General features: G+C 65.8%; 16 protein-coding genes. 6 read left to right on the forward strand and 10 right to left on the reverse strand.

The features are described 5' to 3' along the window. Window positions 1-67: 67 nt before the first annotated feature. The 3 genes from X268_RS29335 to X268_RS29345 form a co-directional block, all read right to left on the reverse strand. A complete protein-coding gene (locus X268_RS29335) occupies window positions 68-1,978 on the reverse strand; it encodes a propionyl-CoA synthetase (RefSeq protein WP_128928166.1) in 1,911 nt (636 codons plus the stop codon). 344 nt (window positions 1,979-2,322) lie between these two features. Beyond that, on the reverse strand, window positions 2,323-3,714 hold the full coding sequence (locus tag X268_RS29340) for a tetratricopeptide repeat protein (RefSeq protein WP_128928167.1): 1,392 nt from the start codon (window positions 3,712-3,714) through the stop codon (window positions 2,323-2,325). Window positions 3,715-3,898: 184 nt separating this feature from the next. Further along, window positions 3,899-4,663 carry a tetratricopeptide repeat protein gene (locus X268_RS29345; protein WP_128928168.1) on the reverse strand — a complete coding sequence of 255 codons (765 nt, stop codon included), beginning with the start codon at window positions 4,661-4,663 and terminating at the stop codon, window positions 3,899-3,901. Window positions 4,664-4,801: 138 nt separating this feature from the next. On the opposite strand from X268_RS29345, the gene X268_RS29350 reads away from it, so the two are divergent. Next, complete coding sequence (locus X268_RS29350; protein ID WP_128928169.1) at window positions 4,802-6,346, forward strand: cation:proton antiporter; 1,545 nt, start codon at window positions 4,802-4,804, stop codon at window positions 6,344-6,346. A 111-nt stretch (window positions 6,347-6,457) separates the two neighbouring features. Continuing rightward, window positions 6,458-7,228 carry a hypothetical protein gene (locus X268_RS29355; RefSeq protein WP_128928170.1) on the forward strand — a complete coding sequence of 257 codons (771 nt, stop codon included), beginning with the start codon at window positions 6,458-6,460 and terminating at the stop codon, window positions 7,226-7,228. Between the two features lie 166 nt (window positions 7,229-7,394). Here the strand turns inward: X268_RS29355 and X268_RS29360 are convergent, their stop codons facing one another. From X268_RS29360 to X268_RS29380, 5 genes are all read right to left on the reverse strand, one after another. After that, the gene (locus tag X268_RS29360; RefSeq protein ID WP_128928171.1) at window positions 7,395-8,201 is read right to left on the reverse strand and encodes an SDR family NAD(P)-dependent oxidoreductase; all 807 of its coding nucleotides are present in this window, start codon (window positions 8,199-8,201) and stop codon (window positions 7,395-7,397) included. An 11-nt stretch (window positions 8,202-8,212) separates the two neighbouring features. Beyond that, window positions 8,213-8,632: a DUF1850 domain-containing protein gene (locus tag X268_RS29365; RefSeq protein WP_128928172.1), complete on the reverse strand. Its 420-nt coding sequence runs from the start codon at window positions 8,630-8,632 to the stop codon at window positions 8,213-8,215. After that, window positions 8,593-10,710: a TRAP transporter permease gene (locus X268_RS29370; RefSeq protein ID WP_128928173.1), complete on the reverse strand. Its 2,118-nt coding sequence runs from the start codon at window positions 10,708-10,710 to the stop codon at window positions 8,593-8,595. The genes X268_RS29365 and X268_RS29370 overlap by 40 nt, the downstream gene beginning before the upstream one ends. A 153-nt stretch (window positions 10,711-10,863) precedes the next feature. Next, on the reverse strand, window positions 10,864-11,811 hold the full coding sequence (locus tag X268_RS29375; protein WP_128928174.1) for a TAXI family TRAP transporter solute-binding subunit: 948 nt from the start codon (window positions 11,809-11,811) through the stop codon (window positions 10,864-10,866). 358 nt (window positions 11,812-12,169) lie between these two features. Further along, complete coding sequence (locus X268_RS29380) at window positions 12,170-12,649, reverse strand: hypothetical protein (RefSeq protein WP_164937985.1); 480 nt, start codon at window positions 12,647-12,649, stop codon at window positions 12,170-12,172. A 195-nt stretch (window positions 12,650-12,844) separates the two neighbouring features. Between X268_RS29380 and X268_RS29385 the strand changes: the two genes are divergently transcribed. Then, complete coding sequence (locus X268_RS29385; RefSeq protein ID WP_128928176.1) at window positions 12,845-13,162, forward strand: hypothetical protein; 318 nt, start codon at window positions 12,845-12,847, stop codon at window positions 13,160-13,162. A gap of 96 nt (window positions 13,163-13,258) precedes the next feature. On the opposite strand, the gene X268_RS29390 is transcribed toward X268_RS29385, so the two are convergent. After that, window positions 13,259-14,476: a hypothetical protein gene (locus X268_RS29390; RefSeq protein WP_128928177.1), complete on the reverse strand. Its 1,218-nt coding sequence runs from the start codon at window positions 14,474-14,476 to the stop codon at window positions 13,259-13,261. 53 nt (window positions 14,477-14,529) lie between these two features. Further along, window positions 14,530-15,156, reverse strand: a complete 627-nt coding sequence (locus tag X268_RS29395; RefSeq protein ID WP_164937986.1) for an NUDIX hydrolase — start codon at window positions 15,154-15,156, stop codon at window positions 14,530-14,532. A 70-nt stretch (window positions 15,157-15,226) separates the two neighbouring features. Here X268_RS29395 and X268_RS29400 point away from each other — a divergent pair, with 70 nt between their 5' ends. From X268_RS29400 to X268_RS29410, 3 genes are all read left to right on the forward strand, one after another. Continuing rightward, the gene (locus X268_RS29400; protein WP_164937987.1) at window positions 15,227-15,652 is read left to right on the forward strand and encodes a PaaI family thioesterase; all 426 of its coding nucleotides are present in this window, start codon (window positions 15,227-15,229) and stop codon (window positions 15,650-15,652) included. 98 nt (window positions 15,653-15,750) lie between these two features. Beyond that, window positions 15,751-16,761 (forward strand): aldo/keto reductase, encoded by a 1,011-nt coding sequence (locus tag X268_RS29405; protein ID WP_128928180.1) that lies wholly within the window; start codon window positions 15,751-15,753, stop codon window positions 16,759-16,761. Between the two features lie 16 nt (window positions 16,762-16,777). Then, window positions 16,778-18,091, forward strand: a complete 1,314-nt coding sequence (locus X268_RS29410; protein WP_128928181.1) for a tetratricopeptide repeat protein — start codon at window positions 16,778-16,780, stop codon at window positions 18,089-18,091. Window positions 18,092-18,137 lie beyond the last annotated feature (46 nt).

The raw sequence follows: 18,137 nt of genomic DNA on the forward strand, positions 1-18,137 counted from the left end.
TGGATGCCGGGTCCCGGCGCCCGCCAGCTATGCGAAGACGGCAAGCCCGGGCATGACAGAGAGCACCTCACCCCCGCCCCTTCAGCGCCTCCCCGATCTCGTCGAGCGCCTTGGGATCCTCGATCGTCGCCGGCATGGTCCAGGACTCGCCGTCGGCGATCTTCTTGATGGTGCCGCGCAGAATCTTTCCGGAGCGCGTCTTGGGCAGGCGGCCGACGGTGATCGCGAGCTTGAAGGCGGCGACCGGTCCGAGCTTGTCGCGCACCAGTGCGATGATCTCCTTCTCGATCTCGGCGGGGGCGCGTTTCACGCCGGCCTTGAGCACCAGAAAGCCGCAGGGCACCTCGCCCTTGATCGCGTCCTTGACGCCGAGCACGGCGCATTCGGCGACATCGGGATGCGAGGCCAGGATCTCCTCCATGCCGCCGGTCGAGAGCCGGTGGCCGGCGACGTTGATGATGTCGTCCGTGCGGCCCATGACGAAGACATAGCCGTCCTCGTCCTTGTAGCCGGCGTCCGAGGTTTTGTAATAGCCGGGGAATTCGCTCAAATAGGCTTCCTTGAAGCGCGCATCCTGATTCCACAGCGTCGGCAGGCAGCCCGGCGGCATCGGCAGCTTGATGACGATCGAGCCCATGGTGTTGGGTCCCACCGGCTTCGCCGCCTCGTCGACCACATCGACCTGGTAGCCTGGCATCGGCACCGTCGGCGAGCCATGCTTCACCGGCAGCATGCCGAGCCCGACCGGGTTGCCGGCGATGCACCAGCCGGTCTCGGTCTGCCACCAATGATCGATCACCGGCACCTTGAGCTGCGCTTCCGCCCATTCGACCGTCGGCGGATCGGCCCGCTCGCCGGCGAGGAACAGGGTGCGGAATTTCGACAGGTCATATTGCCGGATGAACCTTCCGTCCGGATCCTCTTTGCGGATCGCGCGGAACGCGGTCGGCGCGGTGAAGAACGCAACCGCCTTGTGCTCGGAGATCACCCGCCAGAACGCGCCGGCGTCGGGCGTGCCGACCGGCTTGCCCTCGTACATGATTGTGGTCGCCCCGTGCAGCAGCGGGCCGTAGACGATGTAGCTGTGGCCGACCCCCCAGCCGATGTCGGAGCCGCACCACCACACCTCGCCCGGCTTGACGCCATAGAGGTTGAACATCGACCATTTCACCGCGACGAGATGGCCGCCATTGTCGCGCACGACGCCCTTCGGGATGCCTGTGGTGCCCGAGGTGTAGAGGATGTAGAGCGGATCGGTCGCAGCAACGGGCGCGCACGGCGCCTTTTTGCCGTCGTTCAGCGCCTTGCGGCGCAGGCTCGCCCAATCGTAGTCCCGGCCCGGGGTCAGATCGCAAGTGAGCTGCGGACGTTGCAGCACGATGCAGGCCTTGGGCTTGCTGCCGGCAAGCTTGATCGCCTCGTCGAGCAATGGCTTGTACTGCACGATGCGGCCGGGCTCGATGCCGCAGCTTGCGGAGAGGATGAGTTTCGGCTGCGCGTCGTCGATGCGGGTGGCAAGCTCTTTCGCGGCAAATCCGCCGAACACCACGGAATGCACCGCCCCGATCCGCGCGCAGGCGAGCATCGCAACCACCGCCTCCGGCACCATCGGCATATAGAGGATGACACGATCGCCCTTGGCGACGCCAAAATCCTGCATGACGGCGGCAAGCGCCTGCACCTCCTTCAGCAGCTCGGCATAGCTCAATTTGGTGACGCTGCCCGTCAGCGGCGAATCATGGATCAGGGCGACCTGGTCCGCGCGGCCACGTTCGACATGGCGGTCGAGCGCGTTGTAGCAGGTGTTGACGACGCCGCCGGTAAACCAGCGGCCGTAGGTTCCTTGCGAGGGGTCGAAGATCTTTTTCGGCGGCTCGATCCAGTCGATCTCTTTCGCGGCTTCGGCCCAGAAGCCATCGGGGTCGGCGAGCGAACGCGCATGGACCTCGTGATAACGACTTTTACCGTCGACGTTCATTCCCGCGCTCCCGTTCCCTTTATTCTGCCTGGCTTTGAGCCTCATGGCAGGACGGGCGTCCCGCCATGACCAGGATCAATGCCGGCCTTGGTTGCGGGCTATTTTCCCGGGAACGGGCCGCGGTTCAAGCTGAAAAGGAGGTGTTTTGGTGGAGGTACGGCCTGGCCGCACGGCGGTGCCCTCCCTCGCCCCGTTCTTACGGGGCCGCGACGAGCTTCGCTCGCGCTCAGAGGGTTGGAGCGAGGGGCAGCATCGGCAAAGCTCGCGGAGACTCCCCCTCGCCCGGAATTTGCTCTCGCAAATTCCGGCCTCTCCCCGCAGGCTGGGAGAGGCGAAGAACCCGCCTAGCTCTCCATCGCATTCAGCCGCTGCAGGCGATCCTGCATGACCTTCTTCAGGTCATAGCCGGGGCGACGGAAACTCGCATCGCGCGTGACGAGGAAATCGCGCTGGGACTTGCGCAGGCCGTCCGCCGCGCGTCTGCTCGCGGATTTCAGCACACGCTCGTAAGCCTCGGCGATCTGGCGGTCGAGCACACCGAGCTGTGGATCGGCGCAGATCACCTTCTCGACCTCGCGCTTTGCGGTGGCGCAATCGAATGACGGACCGCGATCATCGGACGAACGCGCATGCATCGGGCCCGGGGACGCCGCGCCGAATTTCGCGATCTCGGCGACCATGGTGCGGCGGCCATTCGCTGCGTTCTCGTTGTCGGGGTCGAGCTTCAGCGCCATCTCGTAATCGGCGAGGGCCTTTGCGCGCTCGCCCATCTTCTTGTAGAGCACGGCGCGGTTGTTGTAGGTTTTCGCGAAATTCGGATCGAGCTTGAGCGCGGCATCATAGTCACTCAGAGCGGCGCCGAGCTCGCCCTTGAACTGGTAGGAATCGCCGCGGTTGGTCAGGAAGTTCGCGCGCGGCTCCCGCCGGATCGCCTGGTCGTAATCGGCAATCGCCTTGTCGTACTCGCCCATCGCGGCATAGGCGAGGCCGCGATTGTCGTAATACTCCGGCACCTTTGGATCGAGCCTGATCGCCTCGCCGTCATCGGTGACCGCTTTGTCGAGCTGGCCGAGCTTCTTATAAGCCGCACCGCGATTGGTGTAGGTGCGCGCCCGGTTCGGGTCGAGCCGCAATGCCTCGTCGAAATTCCTGATCGCCTTTTCGTTGTCACCGCCGAGGTAATGCGCCACGCCGCGGTCGGACCAGGCCTGCGCATTGTCCGGCTTCAGCTTGATCGCCTGGTCGTAGTCGGCGAGCGCGCGGTCGAGCCGGCGCTGATTGGTGTAGACGACGCCGCGCAGCTCGTAGGCCTCCGCATCCGCCGGATCAAGCTCAATGGCCTTGCCGAGGTCGGCCGCGGCGCGATTGAGATCGCCGCCGGCCTCGCGCAGCAGGTCGCCGCGCAGGCGCCAGGCCTTCGCATTCCTGCCGTCGAGCGCAAGCGCGCGGTCGATGTCCCTCAAGGCCTGCGTGAGGCCGCCCGACGTCCGGGCATTGGCGTCGGCGCGAACCAGCAGGGCCGCGGCGCGGTCGGACGCGGGATTTGCGGCCTGGTCGATGATGACGGTGCAGGCCGGGATCAACTCGGTCGGGGCAGCGTTGCTGCCGGCGACACAATCGGCGGCAGCCGAGGCCGGGACAACGAGCGCAAGGCTCATCGCCGTGCCGAGGAGGAGCGCACACAGCGAGGTTTTGGTAAACGAGGACGCCTGCGCGGGAAGATGCATGCCGCACATGACTTTGGGCTCCGTGACGTCAGGTTTTCACCATTGTCGCGGCAGGGAATGGATGGGTTCAAACCACATCTGTCCACGCTGTCATGGCCGGGCTTGACCCCGCCATCCACATCCAACCCGCCGCACGAAGAACGTGGATGCCCGGGACAAGCCCAGGCATGACGCCTCCGTAAAGCGAAGGGCCTCAATACCTATCCACCCCGTTGATCTGCTGCAGCCTGTCCTGCATCGCCTTCTTCAGATCATAGCCCGGCCGGCCGTATCCGGCGTTCCTGCGCGCGACAAAATCGTCCTGCTCGCGCTGGATCTTGCGTGCCTCCGCCGGGCTCTGGGCTTCGCGGATGACGCGCAGATGCGATCCGTAGATCTCGCGATCGAGATCGGCGAGCTCGCGATTGGCGCAGATCGCCTTTTCCACCGCACGGCGCGCCCGCGCGCAATTGAAGCTGGGCTTGCCGGCGACGGCCATCTGCGCGCCGATCCGCTCGAGCTCGCGCGCCATCGCCTTGTGATTGGCCTTGGCCTTCTCGTGGTTCGGATCGATCTTGAGGGCCGCGCCGAAATCCTGCACCGCCTTGGGCTTGTCGCCCTTCTTGAGCCAGAGCTCGCCGCGCGCATTGAAGATGTCGGCAAGCGTGGGGTCGAGCGACAGCACGCGGCTGTCGTCGGCGATGGCGCGGTCGACCTGGTCGTGCCGCGCATAGAGCGCCGCGCGCGCGATCAGCGCCTTGATCAGATCGCCCTTCGCCGTCTTCTCGTTGTCGATTACGGCCGCGCAGGCCATCGCGGCCTTATCGATGTCGTCCGCCGCGGTGGCCGCGAGGCATGGCGCGACATCGACCTGTATCACCGCAGCCGGCTCGCCGCCGGTCGCAGCCTGGGCGGCGGCGAGCGAGAGCGCGCTCAGCAATACGGCACCTGACGATTGAATGAGTTTTCGAAAACGCATGCTCTTTGCAGTCGGAAATCTTGTTTTCGGTCTCGCCTTCAGTCTTGCCTTTAAGTCTCGCTTCGGCGCCGTGCTATCCATGATGCGGCCGGATTGGTGCTAGCCTGCGGCGTCACTCCTATCGGTTCGGGGATCATCGTGTCGACATTCGAATGGATCATCGCGCTTCTACTCGGCGCTGTTGGATTATCGGCGCTGGCGCGACGGATCAAGGTCCCCTACCCGACCTTTCTCGCCATCGGCGGCGCGCTGATCGCCTTCGTGCCGTCCAGTCCGTCCTGGGCGCTGCAGCCGGACCTGGCCTTGGCCCTTTTTGTCGCACCGGTCCTGCTCGATGCCGCGTTCGACACCTCGCTGCGGGATCTGCGCAACAATTGGGTTCCGGTCTCGACTCTGGTCGTCGCCGCGGTCGGCCTGACCACGGCCGGCGTCGCCTTCGTCGCGCACCGGCTGGTGCCTGACATGCCCTGGGCCGCCGCGGTTGCGCTCGGCGCCATCGTGGCGCCGCCCGATGCGGCCGCCGCGGTCGCGATCCTGAGCCAGGTGAAACTACCCTACCGCATGGTGAAGGTGCTGGAGGGCGAAAGCCTGCTCAACGATGCGAGCGCGCTTCTGATCTACCGCATCGCGGTCGGCGCGGTCGCCGCCGAGCATCTGACATGGGCCCAGGTCGCGCCGACCATGGCGCTGGCACTGGTCGGCAGCGTCATCGCCGGCCTGCTTGCGGGCCGCATCATCCCGCTGTTCATGGATCGGGTGACCGAGGCGCCGAGCGCCATCATCGTGCAATTCGCCACCACCTTCATGATCTGGATCGGCGCCGAGCATCTCGGCCTCTCCGGCATCCTCACCATCGTGGTCTACGCCATCCCCCTCGCGCGCACGGCAGGCGAGCGCATGCCGGCGCGGCTGCGGGTGCCATCCTATGCGGTCTGGGAGACCACAGTGTTCGTGCTCAACGTGCTCGCCTTCATGCTGATCGGCATGCAGATGCGGCCGATCTGGACGCGGCTGGATGCGGACGTGCGCTGGGAATATTGCGTGGCCGCGGCCTGGATCCTGCTGACCGTGATCCTGGTGCGCCTCGGCTGGGTGACGTTCTATCGCACGACCTTGCGTGTGCTGGTCGCGCAGGGGATCTATCATCCGAGGGATCCCAAAGCCGTCGCCTCGCCCGAGGGCGGCCTCATCATCTCCTGGTGCGGCATGCGGGGCCTCGTCACGCTGGCCACCGCCTTCGCGCTGCCGGAGAATTTTCCCTATCGCGACTTCATCGTCTTCATCGCCTTTGCGGTGGTGCTGGGATCGCTGGTGATCCAGGGCCTGACCTTGCGGCCGCTGATCCTGGCGTTCGGCCTCAAGGACGACGATCCCGTCGGCACCGAGGTCGCGTATGCGCGCGCCGTCGCCTATCGTGCCGCGCTCGATGCGATCGAGAGCGATCCATCGGAGGAGGCGGAGATCCTGCGGCTCGAATACCGAGCCATCCTGATGCAGGCCGAGAGCGATCCCAACGGCGGCGTCGCCAATGGCGAACTGCCCGCCGATCCCCTGCGCCGCCGCGCCATCGCGGCCGCGCGCAAATCGATCTTCGACCTCCGCGCCACCGAGGTGATCGGCGACGACGCCTTCCACCGGATCGAAGAGGAGCTCGATCGCGCAGAATTGAGCGCGGGCGGTTAGACCCCGCTGTCCGGGACCACGGCGGGTTTTGGGGCGTTCAGCAACGTGCGCCAAGCCACACACAGCGTCCCGCAGTTTGAACCAAACCCCGCCTCCCAAGACTCATTCCTGATGACGACCCTGACCGACGACCGTCGTGTCCGCGCGCGAGATGCGTCGCCCGCACGATATTTTTATTTCCACATGGCGCTGGCCTGCGCGGCCACCGCCTTTCTAGGCTTCGCACCGACCTATTGGGTGCCCCTCGCCAGCCGGACATTGTCCGCAAGCCCCGTGATCCACTTTCACGGCTTCTTGTTCTTCACTTGGTCTCTCTATTTCGTGCTGCAGACCTGGCTCGCGGCCTCCGGCCGGGTGGTCAATCACCGCTCGCTCGGCATCGCTGGGGTGTCGCTCGCGACCGCGATGACGATCTTCGGTTTCCTCGCCTCGGTGCATGTGATGCAGCATTCCGCAGCGCTCGGGCAGAAGGAGGCCGGCATCAGCTTCTCGATCGTGCCGATGAGCGGGATCGCATTCTTCGCGGTCGTGTTCGTGCTTGCCATCGCGAACACGCGTAGACCCGAGATTCACAAGCGCCTGATGCTGCTGGCCGCAGTTTCGATCCTCGACGCTGCGATTGCACGCTGGTTCCTGACCTTCCTGGCCCCTCCTGGACCGCCCGGCCCGCCGCCGGTGCCGGTGACCATCGCGCCGGCCGTCGTTGCCTCGCTCCTGCTCGTCGCCGCCATGGTGCGCGACTGGCGCAGCGAAGGTCGCGTGCACCCGGTCTATATCTACGGCACGCTGGCGCTGCTGGCAGTGAAGGTCCTGAACTGGCCGGTCAGCGAGAGCGCCGCGTGGCATTCGTTCGCCGGCGGAATTCTGGCGCTGGCGCAGTAGGCAGCCGCTTAAGCTCTAATCCGTCACCCTGAGGTGGCCGCTTCTTCAGCGGCCCTCGAAGGGCGACGGCCCGGCTGCACCGGCCCCGTTCATCCTTCGAGGTTCCCCATGTCGCGCGTTGCGCGCCATGGCTCGCGCCTCAGGATGACGGGACTGGCCTGGGAGGCTACGCCCCCGCCTTGCAGGTGATCCCGCCGTCGACCACGAGCTCGATCCCCGTCACATATTTCGATTCGTCCGAGGCGAGGAACAGCGCGGCGTTGGCAACGTCGAAGGCGTCGCCCATGTGGCCCATCGGCACCTGCGCATCGCGGGCGCGCCACATCGCTTCGACATCGCCCTTGGCGTAGCTGTTGGCGAGGCCGGCGGAATGCTCCACCATCGGCGTCTTCATCAGGCCGGGCAGGATCGCATTCACCCGGACATGATGCCGCGCGAACTCGATCGCCGTGGTGCGCGTCATCTGGTTCATCGCCGCCTTGGAGGTGCCGTAGGTCACGTAGGAGATGCCCATGTGACGGATCGAGGCGATCGAGGAGATGTTGATGATCGAGCCGCCGCCCTGCTTCACCATGAGGGGAATGACGTGCTTCATGGCGAAATAGGCGCTCTTGAGGTTGACGCTGAAGACCCGGTCCCAGCTTTCCTCGGTCACCTCGACCACGCTGCCCATCTCGGCGATACCGACATTGTTGTCGAGCACGTCGATGCGGCCATAGGCCTTCAGGCATGCCGCCACCATCGCCTCGATCTCCGCCGGCCGCGAGACGTCGGCCGTGAACGCCGTCGCTCTACCGCCCTCGCCGCTGATGATCTTCGCAGTCTCCTCGGCCGCTGCGCCATTGCGGTCGACACAAAACACCAGCGCGCCTTCGCGCGCGAAGGTCACCGCGGTCGCCTTGCCGTTGCCCCAGCCAGGCCCGATCGAGCCGGCCCCCACCACCATTGCAACCTTGCCCTTGAGCCGATCCATCATGATTTCCCTTATTTCTCTTGTTGTTTGCAGATGCTCATCTTGATGACGTTAGCACCAATGGGATGCCCGACAATCTCCGACAGCGTCCGGCACTCTCCGTCATGGCACAGCCGCCATTCCCCGGCTGCGCCCGAATTGCCGAGCACGACCTCCTGCATGGCGGCTCGCTTCGGCTGCCACTGAAACCAGCCATCGACCAGCCGCGCCTCGGGCGGCGGCTCCATGCCGGGGCCGGTGCCCTTGACGCGGGCCTGCACCAGTTCGAGGCCAGCGGGCGTGACGCGCCAGTCTTCCTGCCAGTCGACCTTCGCGATCGAATGGGTCCATGCAAGCGTGAACGCGGACAGGGCCAGCGCCTTCACGCCGACAGCGGTTGCGAAGCAGAGGCTCACACCGCCTCGACCGGCGCCGGCGGACGCTGCCGCCATTGCCACAGCACGATCGCCGCAGCGAGCACAAAGCCCGCGGTGTCGCTGAACGGGAATTCGCCGAGCAGGCAGAACGCGGCGCCGAGTGCAACCAGGCGCTCGATCAGCGTCAGCCGCGTGAACAGGAAGCCGATCGCCACCGTGCCGAACAGGCCGATCGCCACCAGTGCCTTCAGGCCCGCCAGCGCCACCGCGCCGTAGAAGCCGAGCTTGGCCGCCATGGGATCGCCGGCTTGCAGCATCAAGGCCGGAGAATAGACGAAGATGAAGGGGATGACGTAGCCGGCGAGCGCGATGCGCATCGCCTCCCAGCCGATCTTGTCCGGGTTCTCCTTCGCGATCGGCGCCGCCGCGAGCGCGGCAAGCGCCACCGGCGGCGAGAGGTCGGCCATGATGCCGTAGTAGAACGCGAACATGTGGCTCGCGATCAGCGGCACCCCAAGCTTGGCCAGCGCGGGCGCGGCGAGCGCGGCGGTGATGATGTAGGTCGGGATGGTCGGAATGCCGGTGCCGAGCAGGATCGACAGCAACATGGTCATGATCAGCGCCAGGAACAGGCTCTTCTCGCCGAGCCCGATCACCCACCCGCCGAAGATGGTGCCGACGCCGGTCTGCGACATCATTCCGATGATGACGCCGACGATGGCGCAGGCCATGCCGACGGTGATGGCGGATTTCGCGCTCTCGGCCAGCGCGTCGCGGCAGGCCCGCAGCGCCGCAATGCCGCCGCGGACGAAGGCGGTGATCACGATCAATCCGACGACGACGCAAGCGACCGGCACGATCTGAAGGCCGTCGCGCGACAGTGCGGCGACGACGAGCGCAAGGCCGATCCAGAAGATGTAGCGGACGACCGTCGCCGAAACGCCCGCCGTGATGCTGGTCCCCAGGATCAGCGCCACCGTCAGCGCGAGGCCCATGCTGCCGGCATAGAGCGGCGTGAAGCCCTCGAACAACATGTAGACCAGCGCGGCGAGCGGCAGCACGAGGTACCAGCGCGTCACCAGCGCCTTCCAGGCGCTCGGGATCTGCGAGCGCTTCATGCCGACGAGACCGTGCTTGCCGGCTTCCAGATGCACCATCCAGAAGGCCGATGCGAAATAGAGGATCGCAGGGATCGCCGCCGCCTTGACGATCTCCGAATATTGCACGCCGAGCGTCTCCGCCATGATGAAGGCGACCGCGCCCATCACCGGCGGCATGATCTGGCCGCCCATCGAGGCCGTGGCCTCGACGCCGGCCGCGAAAGCGCGGCGGTAGCCGAACTTGATCATCAGGGGAATCGTGAACTGGCCGACGGTGACCACATTGGCGACGCCGGAGCCGGAGATCGTGCCCATCATGCCCGAGGCGAACACCGCGACCTTGGCCGGTCCGCCGCGCGTCTTGCCGAACAAGCCGAGCGAGACGTCGGTGAACAGCTGGATCATGCCGGCGCGCTCCAGGAACGAGCCGAACAGAATGAACAGGAAAATGTAGGTCGCCGAGACGTAGATCGGCACGCCGTAGAAGCCTTCGGTGCCGAACGACAGATGCGTGATGATCTGGTCGAAGTCGTAACCGCGGTGATTGAGCGGCGACGGCAGGTATTGGCCGAAGAACCAGTAGACGAGGCAGGCGCCGCACATCAGCGGCAGCGCCGCGCCCATCAGGCGCCGCGTGCCTTCGAAGATCAGCACCGCCAGCAGCGTGCCGACCACGAGATCGAGCCGCGTCGGATCACCGTCGCGCGCGATCAGGTCGGCGTAGAAGATCCACTGATAGAGGCCGCAGAAGAAGCCGGCGCCGCCGATCACCCAGCCGAGCGCGCGGCCGAAATTGCTCTTGGCGGTGAAATTGGCGATCAGGCCGAAGGTGAGGAGAACGAGGAAGCCGACATGGACGCCGCGCACCACCTGGCTCGGCAGATAGTTGAAGGCGGCGACATAGAGCTGGAAGGTGGCAAAGGCGATGCCGATCCAATAAGCGAGCGCGCCCCACCCGCCCGGACCGAATCCTTCCGGGAAACCGTGCTCGAAATTGTCGAACTCGACCTTGACCTTCTCGGGCGCAGCTTCGGTGCCCTCTGCCTGCAACATCGATATGTCCCCGCCCTGAAATCGTCATGCCCGGGCTTGACCCGGGCGTTCACTCACTTCGTCATTCCGGGGCGGCTCGTAAGAGCCGAACCCGGAATCTCGAGATTCCGGGTTCGATGCTTCGCATCGCCCCGGAATGACGGATGAAGTGGATTACTTGATCAGCCCTTTTTCCTTGTAATAGCGGATCGCGCCGGGATGCAGCGGAACCGGGCTGCCGCTGGCCGCCGTCTCGAGCTTGATCTCCTTGCCGGCCGCATGCGCGTTGGCGAGTTCCGGCAGCGACTCATAGACCAGCTTGGTCATCTGGTAGGCGAGATCGTCCGACACGGCCGAGCTGGTGACGAGGTAGTTGACGACGGCAGCGGTCGGCACGTCCTTGTCTTGGCCGGTATAGGTGTTGGCCGGAATGACCGCGGAGATGAAGGGCGGGCCGATCTTGTCGACGGTCTCCTTCGGCACCGACACCACCGTGATCGGGCTCGAGGTCGACAGGTCCTTCAGCGAGGCGACGCCGAGGCCGGCCGATTGCAGCGTCGCTGCGAGTTGGCGGTTCTTCATGAGATCGACGGATTCGGCGAACGGCAGATATTCGACCTTGCCGAGATCCTTGTAGCTCATGCCGGCCGCGCTGAGGATCGCGCGCGAGTTCAGCTCCGTGCCCGACTTCGGCGCACCGACAGAGAGGCTCTTGCCCTTGAGGTCGGCCAGCGTCTTGATGCCGCTATCCGCGGTGGCGACGATCTGGATGTAGTTCGGATAGATCGCGCCGATGGTGCGCAGCTTGTCGAGCTTGGTCTTGAAGCCCGCCTCCTCCTCGCCGTCCCAGGCGGCCTTCAGCGAGTCGCCCAGCGTGAACGCCAGCTCGCCGCGGCCCTGCTGCAGCAGGATCAAATTCTCGACCGACGCCTTGGTGGCCTGCACCTGCGTCTTCACGTTCGGAATCTTGTCGCCGTAGATTTTTCCGATCGCGACCCCGAGCGGATAGTAGACGCCGGAGGTGCCGCCGGTCAGCACGTTGATGAAGGATTGCGCCTGCGCGCAAGGTGCCGACGCCGCCAGAGCAAGAGCCGCGGCCACGCCAAAAATGGTCCGTTTCATGATTTTCTATACTCCCCAAACCGCGGCGAAATTGGCCGGATGAGGCGGGCGGGGCAACCCATCCAAAAGGCAAAACAGGACTGCGGCCGATCCGGCTCTATTTTGGGGAACTTGAGGGCTGCGGCGACGTGGCGCAGCGTGGACGATCGCATAGGCGTGGACCAGGGCACCGAGAGTACCCACTCCGTCATGGCCAGGCTTGTGCCGGCCATCCACGCCTTTCCACGTAGCACGTGGATGCCCGGGCCTTCGCCTCGCGAAGCGGCTTCGGCCGCGCAGGCGGGACAAGCCCGGGCATGACGACCTCCGCTGAATGTTCAAATGCGATTGTGCTGCCCGCAAGCGGGGAGAGGCATCCTCACTGGAACGTCATGTCCAGGCACTTGGAGATGTCGGAGCCGAGGCCGGAGGAGATGATGATGCAGCCGCGCACCTTCTGCGCGCCGACGTCGGCGGCCCACACCGAATAGCCGCCGGGACCGAAGAACGAGTTGGTGTTCGGCGGCTCGGTCTCGGTGGCGTCGAAATCATACTTGCCGTCGACCTCGAAGACCCGCGGCTTCTTGGTGCAGCCGCCGTCGGTCTGGACGTTGATGACTTCCTTGTTGTCGCGGGTCAGCGCCAGCGAAACCTGGCAGCGGAAATATTCCGAGGTCTTGGTGTTGAAGAGATAGGTGTAGGACTTGCAGGTCGCCGTGTTCAGCTTGCCCGGGGCAAGGCCGCGGCTGCACGAGATGCGTTGGTTGTGGCTGAGCTGGTAGTCATCGGCCCGGGCGGCCGGCGCCAGCGCCGTCAACGACAATGCAGCAGCCCAGCAAAGTTTGATCACATGGCGCATCCGAATCATCCCCACCAATAATTTTGTCGAGTTGCGTTCTAGACGGAAAGCGGAACATAGTCGCGAGGGGACGAAGGGAAAATCACAAACTGCTGGGCAAGACGTGAAGCGCTGCGGCGCTTTCGCAAATTGACCGGGGCACACCGTTCGTGATTTGTTCAAGCCGACGCTCCCAACGACGGGGAGGATGGGATCATGGCATTTTCAACGAAGGCATTTGCACTTGTTTCGGTTGCAATCGTAACGCTGCTTGGCGCGTTCGCCGCGCCCGCATGCGCGCAAACCACGGCAACCCCGTGGGAGCTCAAACCCGACATGGGCTATGCCTATGACCGGGAGGGCAAGACCTATTCCTACAAGATGGGCACCAGCAATGCCGGCGAGCTCCTGAAGGGCGCCAAGAAGGTGCCGAGGGGCACCCTGTTCTTCATCGGCCATAACGGCCAGCTCTACATGCGCAGCGGCCCCTATCTCGAAGGCGACGGCAAGTTCAAGTTCGGGCCGGATCAGTAGAAGCTTGATTGGGCTGGCGGGAGATTGCAGAGTCACACACTCGGTGTCATCACCCGCGAAGGCGGGTGATGACACCGAGTGTGTGGCGGGCAAGGGCTAAAACGCGCCCGCCAATTCCCGCGCACCGGGCTTGCCGCTGTTGGCGTCCATCCGCTCATCCGTCACGGCAAGCAGCTTGGCCACCGTGTTGTGGCGGATCGCGACCGGGGTGCGCTCGTAGCCGCCGCGCTGGAAGAAGTTCGAGGTCGGCACCTGCTCGCGCATCGCCTGCGGCATCGTCACCATGTCGAGCCCGGTGCCGTCGCCGGTGAGGTTCATCATCTCGAGCTCGGCGGCGGTCAGCGGACGGGTGTAGCCCTTGGCGCGGGCGAACAGCACCGAGGTCAGCAGCTTGTGGGTCTGCAGCATCGGACCGACATCGATGTCCAGCACCATGGCATGCATGGCCCAGCCCTGCGCCGTGTTGCCGATCTTCTCGTGCTCCGACCAGGTGTCGGGCACCGACTTGGCATGCGCCACCATCTTCTTCAGAACAGCGAGCTTGTGCTCGAGCGACTGGCGCGCCGGTCCCGACATGCGCGCCACCTTCTCGGAGAGCGCACGAACGAGCTCATGACCCTGCTCGGCGAGCAGCTCGACGCTGTTGGTGGTCAGGAGCTGGTTGTAGCCTATCGCGGTCGAGATCGCGCGTTTGCCGCCATGCTCGATTCCCGCCTGCACGTCGTGGCTGCCGGTACCGCCGGTCTCGAACGAATAGACCCGCACGGCCTGCTCGCGCGTCAGTCCGGAGGCGAGCGCGTAGCGCGCATAGGCGCGCTTGAACTCGAGCTCGCTTGTGGGGCGCTGCGGCGTGAACTGGTAGAGCTCCTGCGCCGCGCGCAGGAAATCGGCAACCACGGGAATAGGCTTGCGGGGCGGCCGGTCCGGCGTTTCCTCCGGTTCGGGATTCACCGGCTTCTTCGGCCCGGTGTAAAGCGGCGGATGCTCCAGCACGTAATCATCCAGCGTGATCTGCTGCCCGCTGCGCCGCTTGGCGTTGCGGCCTTTCCGCTTCTCCGAGATCTGGCTCCAATAGGCGCCCGCCTCGGCGTCGAAGGCCGCGCGCGCCGCCTGGTACTCCGCGAGCTTGCGGCGATATTCGAGCACGGCGGGCGACGCGCCCGCGCCTTGCGGAAAGAACTGCGACAGCAACTGCGCATTGGCATTGCGGACGGCCGGTGGCAGCGCGTCGGCTTCACCGCCGCTTGCGGCGGGCGTGATCAGGGCCAGCGCAAGTGGAACCAACGCCCATGTGTTTCGAATCGATCGATGCATGCCGCCCTCTTAGCAGGCATCCGGTAACCGTCACGTTAACGCGCTGTTTACCATCACTTCCAGGCGAACACGGGCTGTTCCAGCTCGGTGACGCGGGTGTGCCGCCCCGCCAGCACCTCGCGGAACTGGTAGATCAGGGCAGCCGTCGGCGCGTGGATCAGGCTCATCTGGTGATGGAAGCGGATCACGCGGCGGGCGCTTTCGGGGATCGCGGTGAAATCGAACGCCCCGTCGCGCTCGATGGTGTCGAGCGCGATGCGATGGACGGAAGCGACCTCGTCCGGGTTCGGCTTGATCGGGGCACTGTCGGCTGCCCAGACCACGACCGGCGTGATCAGATAGCCGGAGCGGGTCGGATAATCGTCGAGCAGGCCGAGCACCGCGTCGGCCGAGAGCTTGAGCGCGAGTTCCTCGTCGAGCTCGCGCAGCGCGGCCTCGACCGGCGTCTCGCCGGCATCGCAGCGTCCGCCGGGCAGCGCCCATTGGCCGCGATGCGCACGCAGGTGCGAGGCGCGCCTGGTGAGCAGGAAGGCCGTGTCGTCGCCGTCACTGGATTCTGTCAGCGCCAGAACCACAGCGGCGCGCTTCAGCGCCGATGGCTCGGCCTCCGCGGGCAGCCGCGCGAAGGAGGCGCAGGCGGCTTCGATATTCCGTCTGGTGGCATCGCCGAAAGGTCTCATGATGCTTGACTACACCAGGACCGCATCTGATGAAACGAGGAGAGACAGCGTTGCAGGGATGGACGGAGAGATGACGAGCAAGGCCGCCGCAAGGCTGAAATCGGAGGGCTGGAGCATTCTGGAGACCACCGGCTTCGTGCACCTGATCGGCCCGTTGTGGCAGCGCAAGGGCGACGGCCAATACGAATTCGCGCTCGCGACCGAAGACAAGCATCACAACCGCCGCGGCATGGTCCAGGGCGGCGTGATGATGACCTTCGCCGACCGCACCTGTGGCATGACCGCCCGTTACGTCTCCGGCAAGGAGTACATGGCGACGGTGCAGCTCGACACCCATTTCGTCGAGGCCGGCCAGATCGGCGACATCCTGATCTCCCGCCCGCGCGTGGTGCGCTCGACCCGCAGCCTGATCTTCATGAGCACGGAGGTGACGGTCGATGACCGCTGCATCGTGATGGCGAACGGCGTGTTCAAGATCTTGAAGGGGCCGGGGTAGCGGGCGGCTGCCCGCAGCCGACCACACCCTTCGCTGCGCTCGCAATGACGGGCGTTGCTGGCTATGCTGCTCCCACGAAGAAGCAGCAAGGATAGCCCATGCAATACCGTCAGCTCGGCCGCAGCGGCCTGAAAGTGTCGCCGATTTGCCTGGGCACCATGATGTTCGGCGGACCGACGGATGAAGCCGCGTCAAAGCTCATCATCGACAAGGTGCGCGGCGCCGGCATCAACTTCATCGACACGGCCGACGCCTATTCGAAGGGCGGCTCCGAGGAAGTCGTGGGCCGCGCCATCGCCGGCAACCGCCACGCCTGGGTCCTTGCCACTAAGCTCGCAAATCCCATGGGTGACGATCCCAATCGCGGCGGGCTGTCGCGGCGCTGGGTGCTGCAGGCCGCCGACGAGAGCCTGAAGCGGCTCGGCACAGATCACATCGACATCTACTATCTGCACAAGGAGGACCACGCGACGCCGCTGGAGGAAACGGTGCGCGCGATGGGCGATCTGATCCGCGCGGGCAAGGTGCGCTATTTCGGCGTCTCGAACTACCGCGCCTGGCGCGTCGCCGAGATCTGCAACATCTGCGACCGCCTCGGCATTGACCGGCCGGCGGTGAGCCAACCCTATTACAACGCCATGAACCGCATGCCGGAGGTCGAGCACTTTCCGGCCTGCTCCTACTACGGCCTCGGCATCGTCCCCTACAGCCCGCTGGCGCGCGGCGTGCTCACCGGCAAGTACAAGGTGGATGCGGCTCCCGACAAGGAGACCCGCGCCGGCCGCAACGACACCCGCATGATGCAGACCGAATGGCGGCCCGAATCGCTGCGGCTCGCGCAGGAGATCAAGGCGCACGCCGAGAAGAACGGCATCACCGCAGGCCAGTTCGCGGTCGCCTGGGTGCTCAACTCCGCCTTCGTTTCGTCGGTGATCGCCGGCCCCCGCACCGAGGAGCAATGGGACGGCTACATCGGCGCGCTCGACTATCGCTTCACTGCGGAGGACGAGGCGCTGATCGACCGCCTGGTCGTGCCGGGCCATCCCTCGACGCCGGGCTACAACGATCCCGCCTATCCGATCGAAGGCCGCCGCGCACGGACGGCGTGAACTTTCGGGGACGACGATGGCACACGAAGACCGCTACGGCCTGCCGCTCTCAACTGCATCCGATGCGGCGGCCGGCGCCTATCGCGACGGCGTCGACCTCATGCTCGCGGGCTGGACCGGCACGGCGGAGACGCTGGAGCGCGCGATTGCGGCCGACCCCGACTTCGCGCTGGCCCATATCGCCCGCGCCCGCGTGCACGCCTTCTACCAGCAGGGCGATCTGGCACGGCAGAAGGCGGCGCTCGCGCGTGAGCTGGTCACCAGGCGCGGCACGGAGCGCGAGCGCGCGCATGTCGAGACGCTGGCGTTGGCGATCGAAGGCCGGCTGCCGGACGCGATCGCATCGACCCTGAAGCACATCGAGAGCTGGCCGCGCGATGCCTTGGTGCTGTCGCTGCCGCTCGGCGCGTTCGGCCTGTTCGCCTTCTCCGGCATGGCGGACCACGACCGCGCGCGGCACGAGCTGTGCGAACGCGTCGCGCAGCACTATGGCGAGGACTGGTGGTTTCTCACCATGGCCGGCTGGGCAATGACCGAGAACGGCGACGTCGCGCGCGGCCGCGCCGTCACCGAGCGCGGCTTCGGCCTCCGCCGAGCCAATGCCCATGCCGCGCACGCGGTGCTGCATGCGATGTTCGAGGACGGCTCGATCGAGGCGGCCGATCGCCTCGTCGACGACTGGATACCGGGCTATGACCGCGCCGGCATCCTGCACGGCCATATCCGCTGGCACCAGGCGCTCGGTGCGCTCGAGCATGGCGATGCGGCCCGCGCGCTGTCGATCTATGCCGACGTGCTCCAGCCGTCGGTCACGCAGGCGCCGCCGCTCAACGTCATCACCGACGCCGCCTCGCTGCTGTGGCGCCTCTCGGCTTATGGCCACAGCGTGCCGAGGGCGCTGTGGCTCGAGGCCGACGCCGCCGCGCAAAAGCTGTTTCCGAAGTCCAGCCTATCCTTTGCCGACGTCCACATGGCGCTGTTCTCGGCGGCGACGCAAAACCGCGAAGCGCTCGCCGCGCGGCTTGCAACCATCGAGCAGCGGCTCGCCGAGGGCAAGCTGCCGGCCGGCGCCGTCGTGCCCGCGATCTTCCGCGCGCTCGCAGCTTTCGCGGACGAGGATTACGCCTCATGCGTGCAGATGCTCGCGCCTGTTCTCACAGAGGTCGTGCGGATCGGCGGCAGCCACGCCCAGCGCGAGTTGATCGAAGACACCTACATCGTCGCGCTCATGCGCAGCGGCGAGTTGCCCCGCGCCCGCGCCCTGCTGGACGCCCGCCTGCACCGCCGGCCGTCGCTTCGCGATGCGCGCTGGCAGACGGCGATGGGCTAGCTTTGCCACGAAAAAAACACCAGTCTGACGGCAAGTGCCGGACGGA

This window comes from Bradyrhizobium guangxiense, from assembly GCF_004114915.1.
GTDB classification, from domain to species: Bacteria; Pseudomonadota; Alphaproteobacteria; order Rhizobiales; family Xanthobacteraceae; genus Bradyrhizobium; species Bradyrhizobium guangxiense.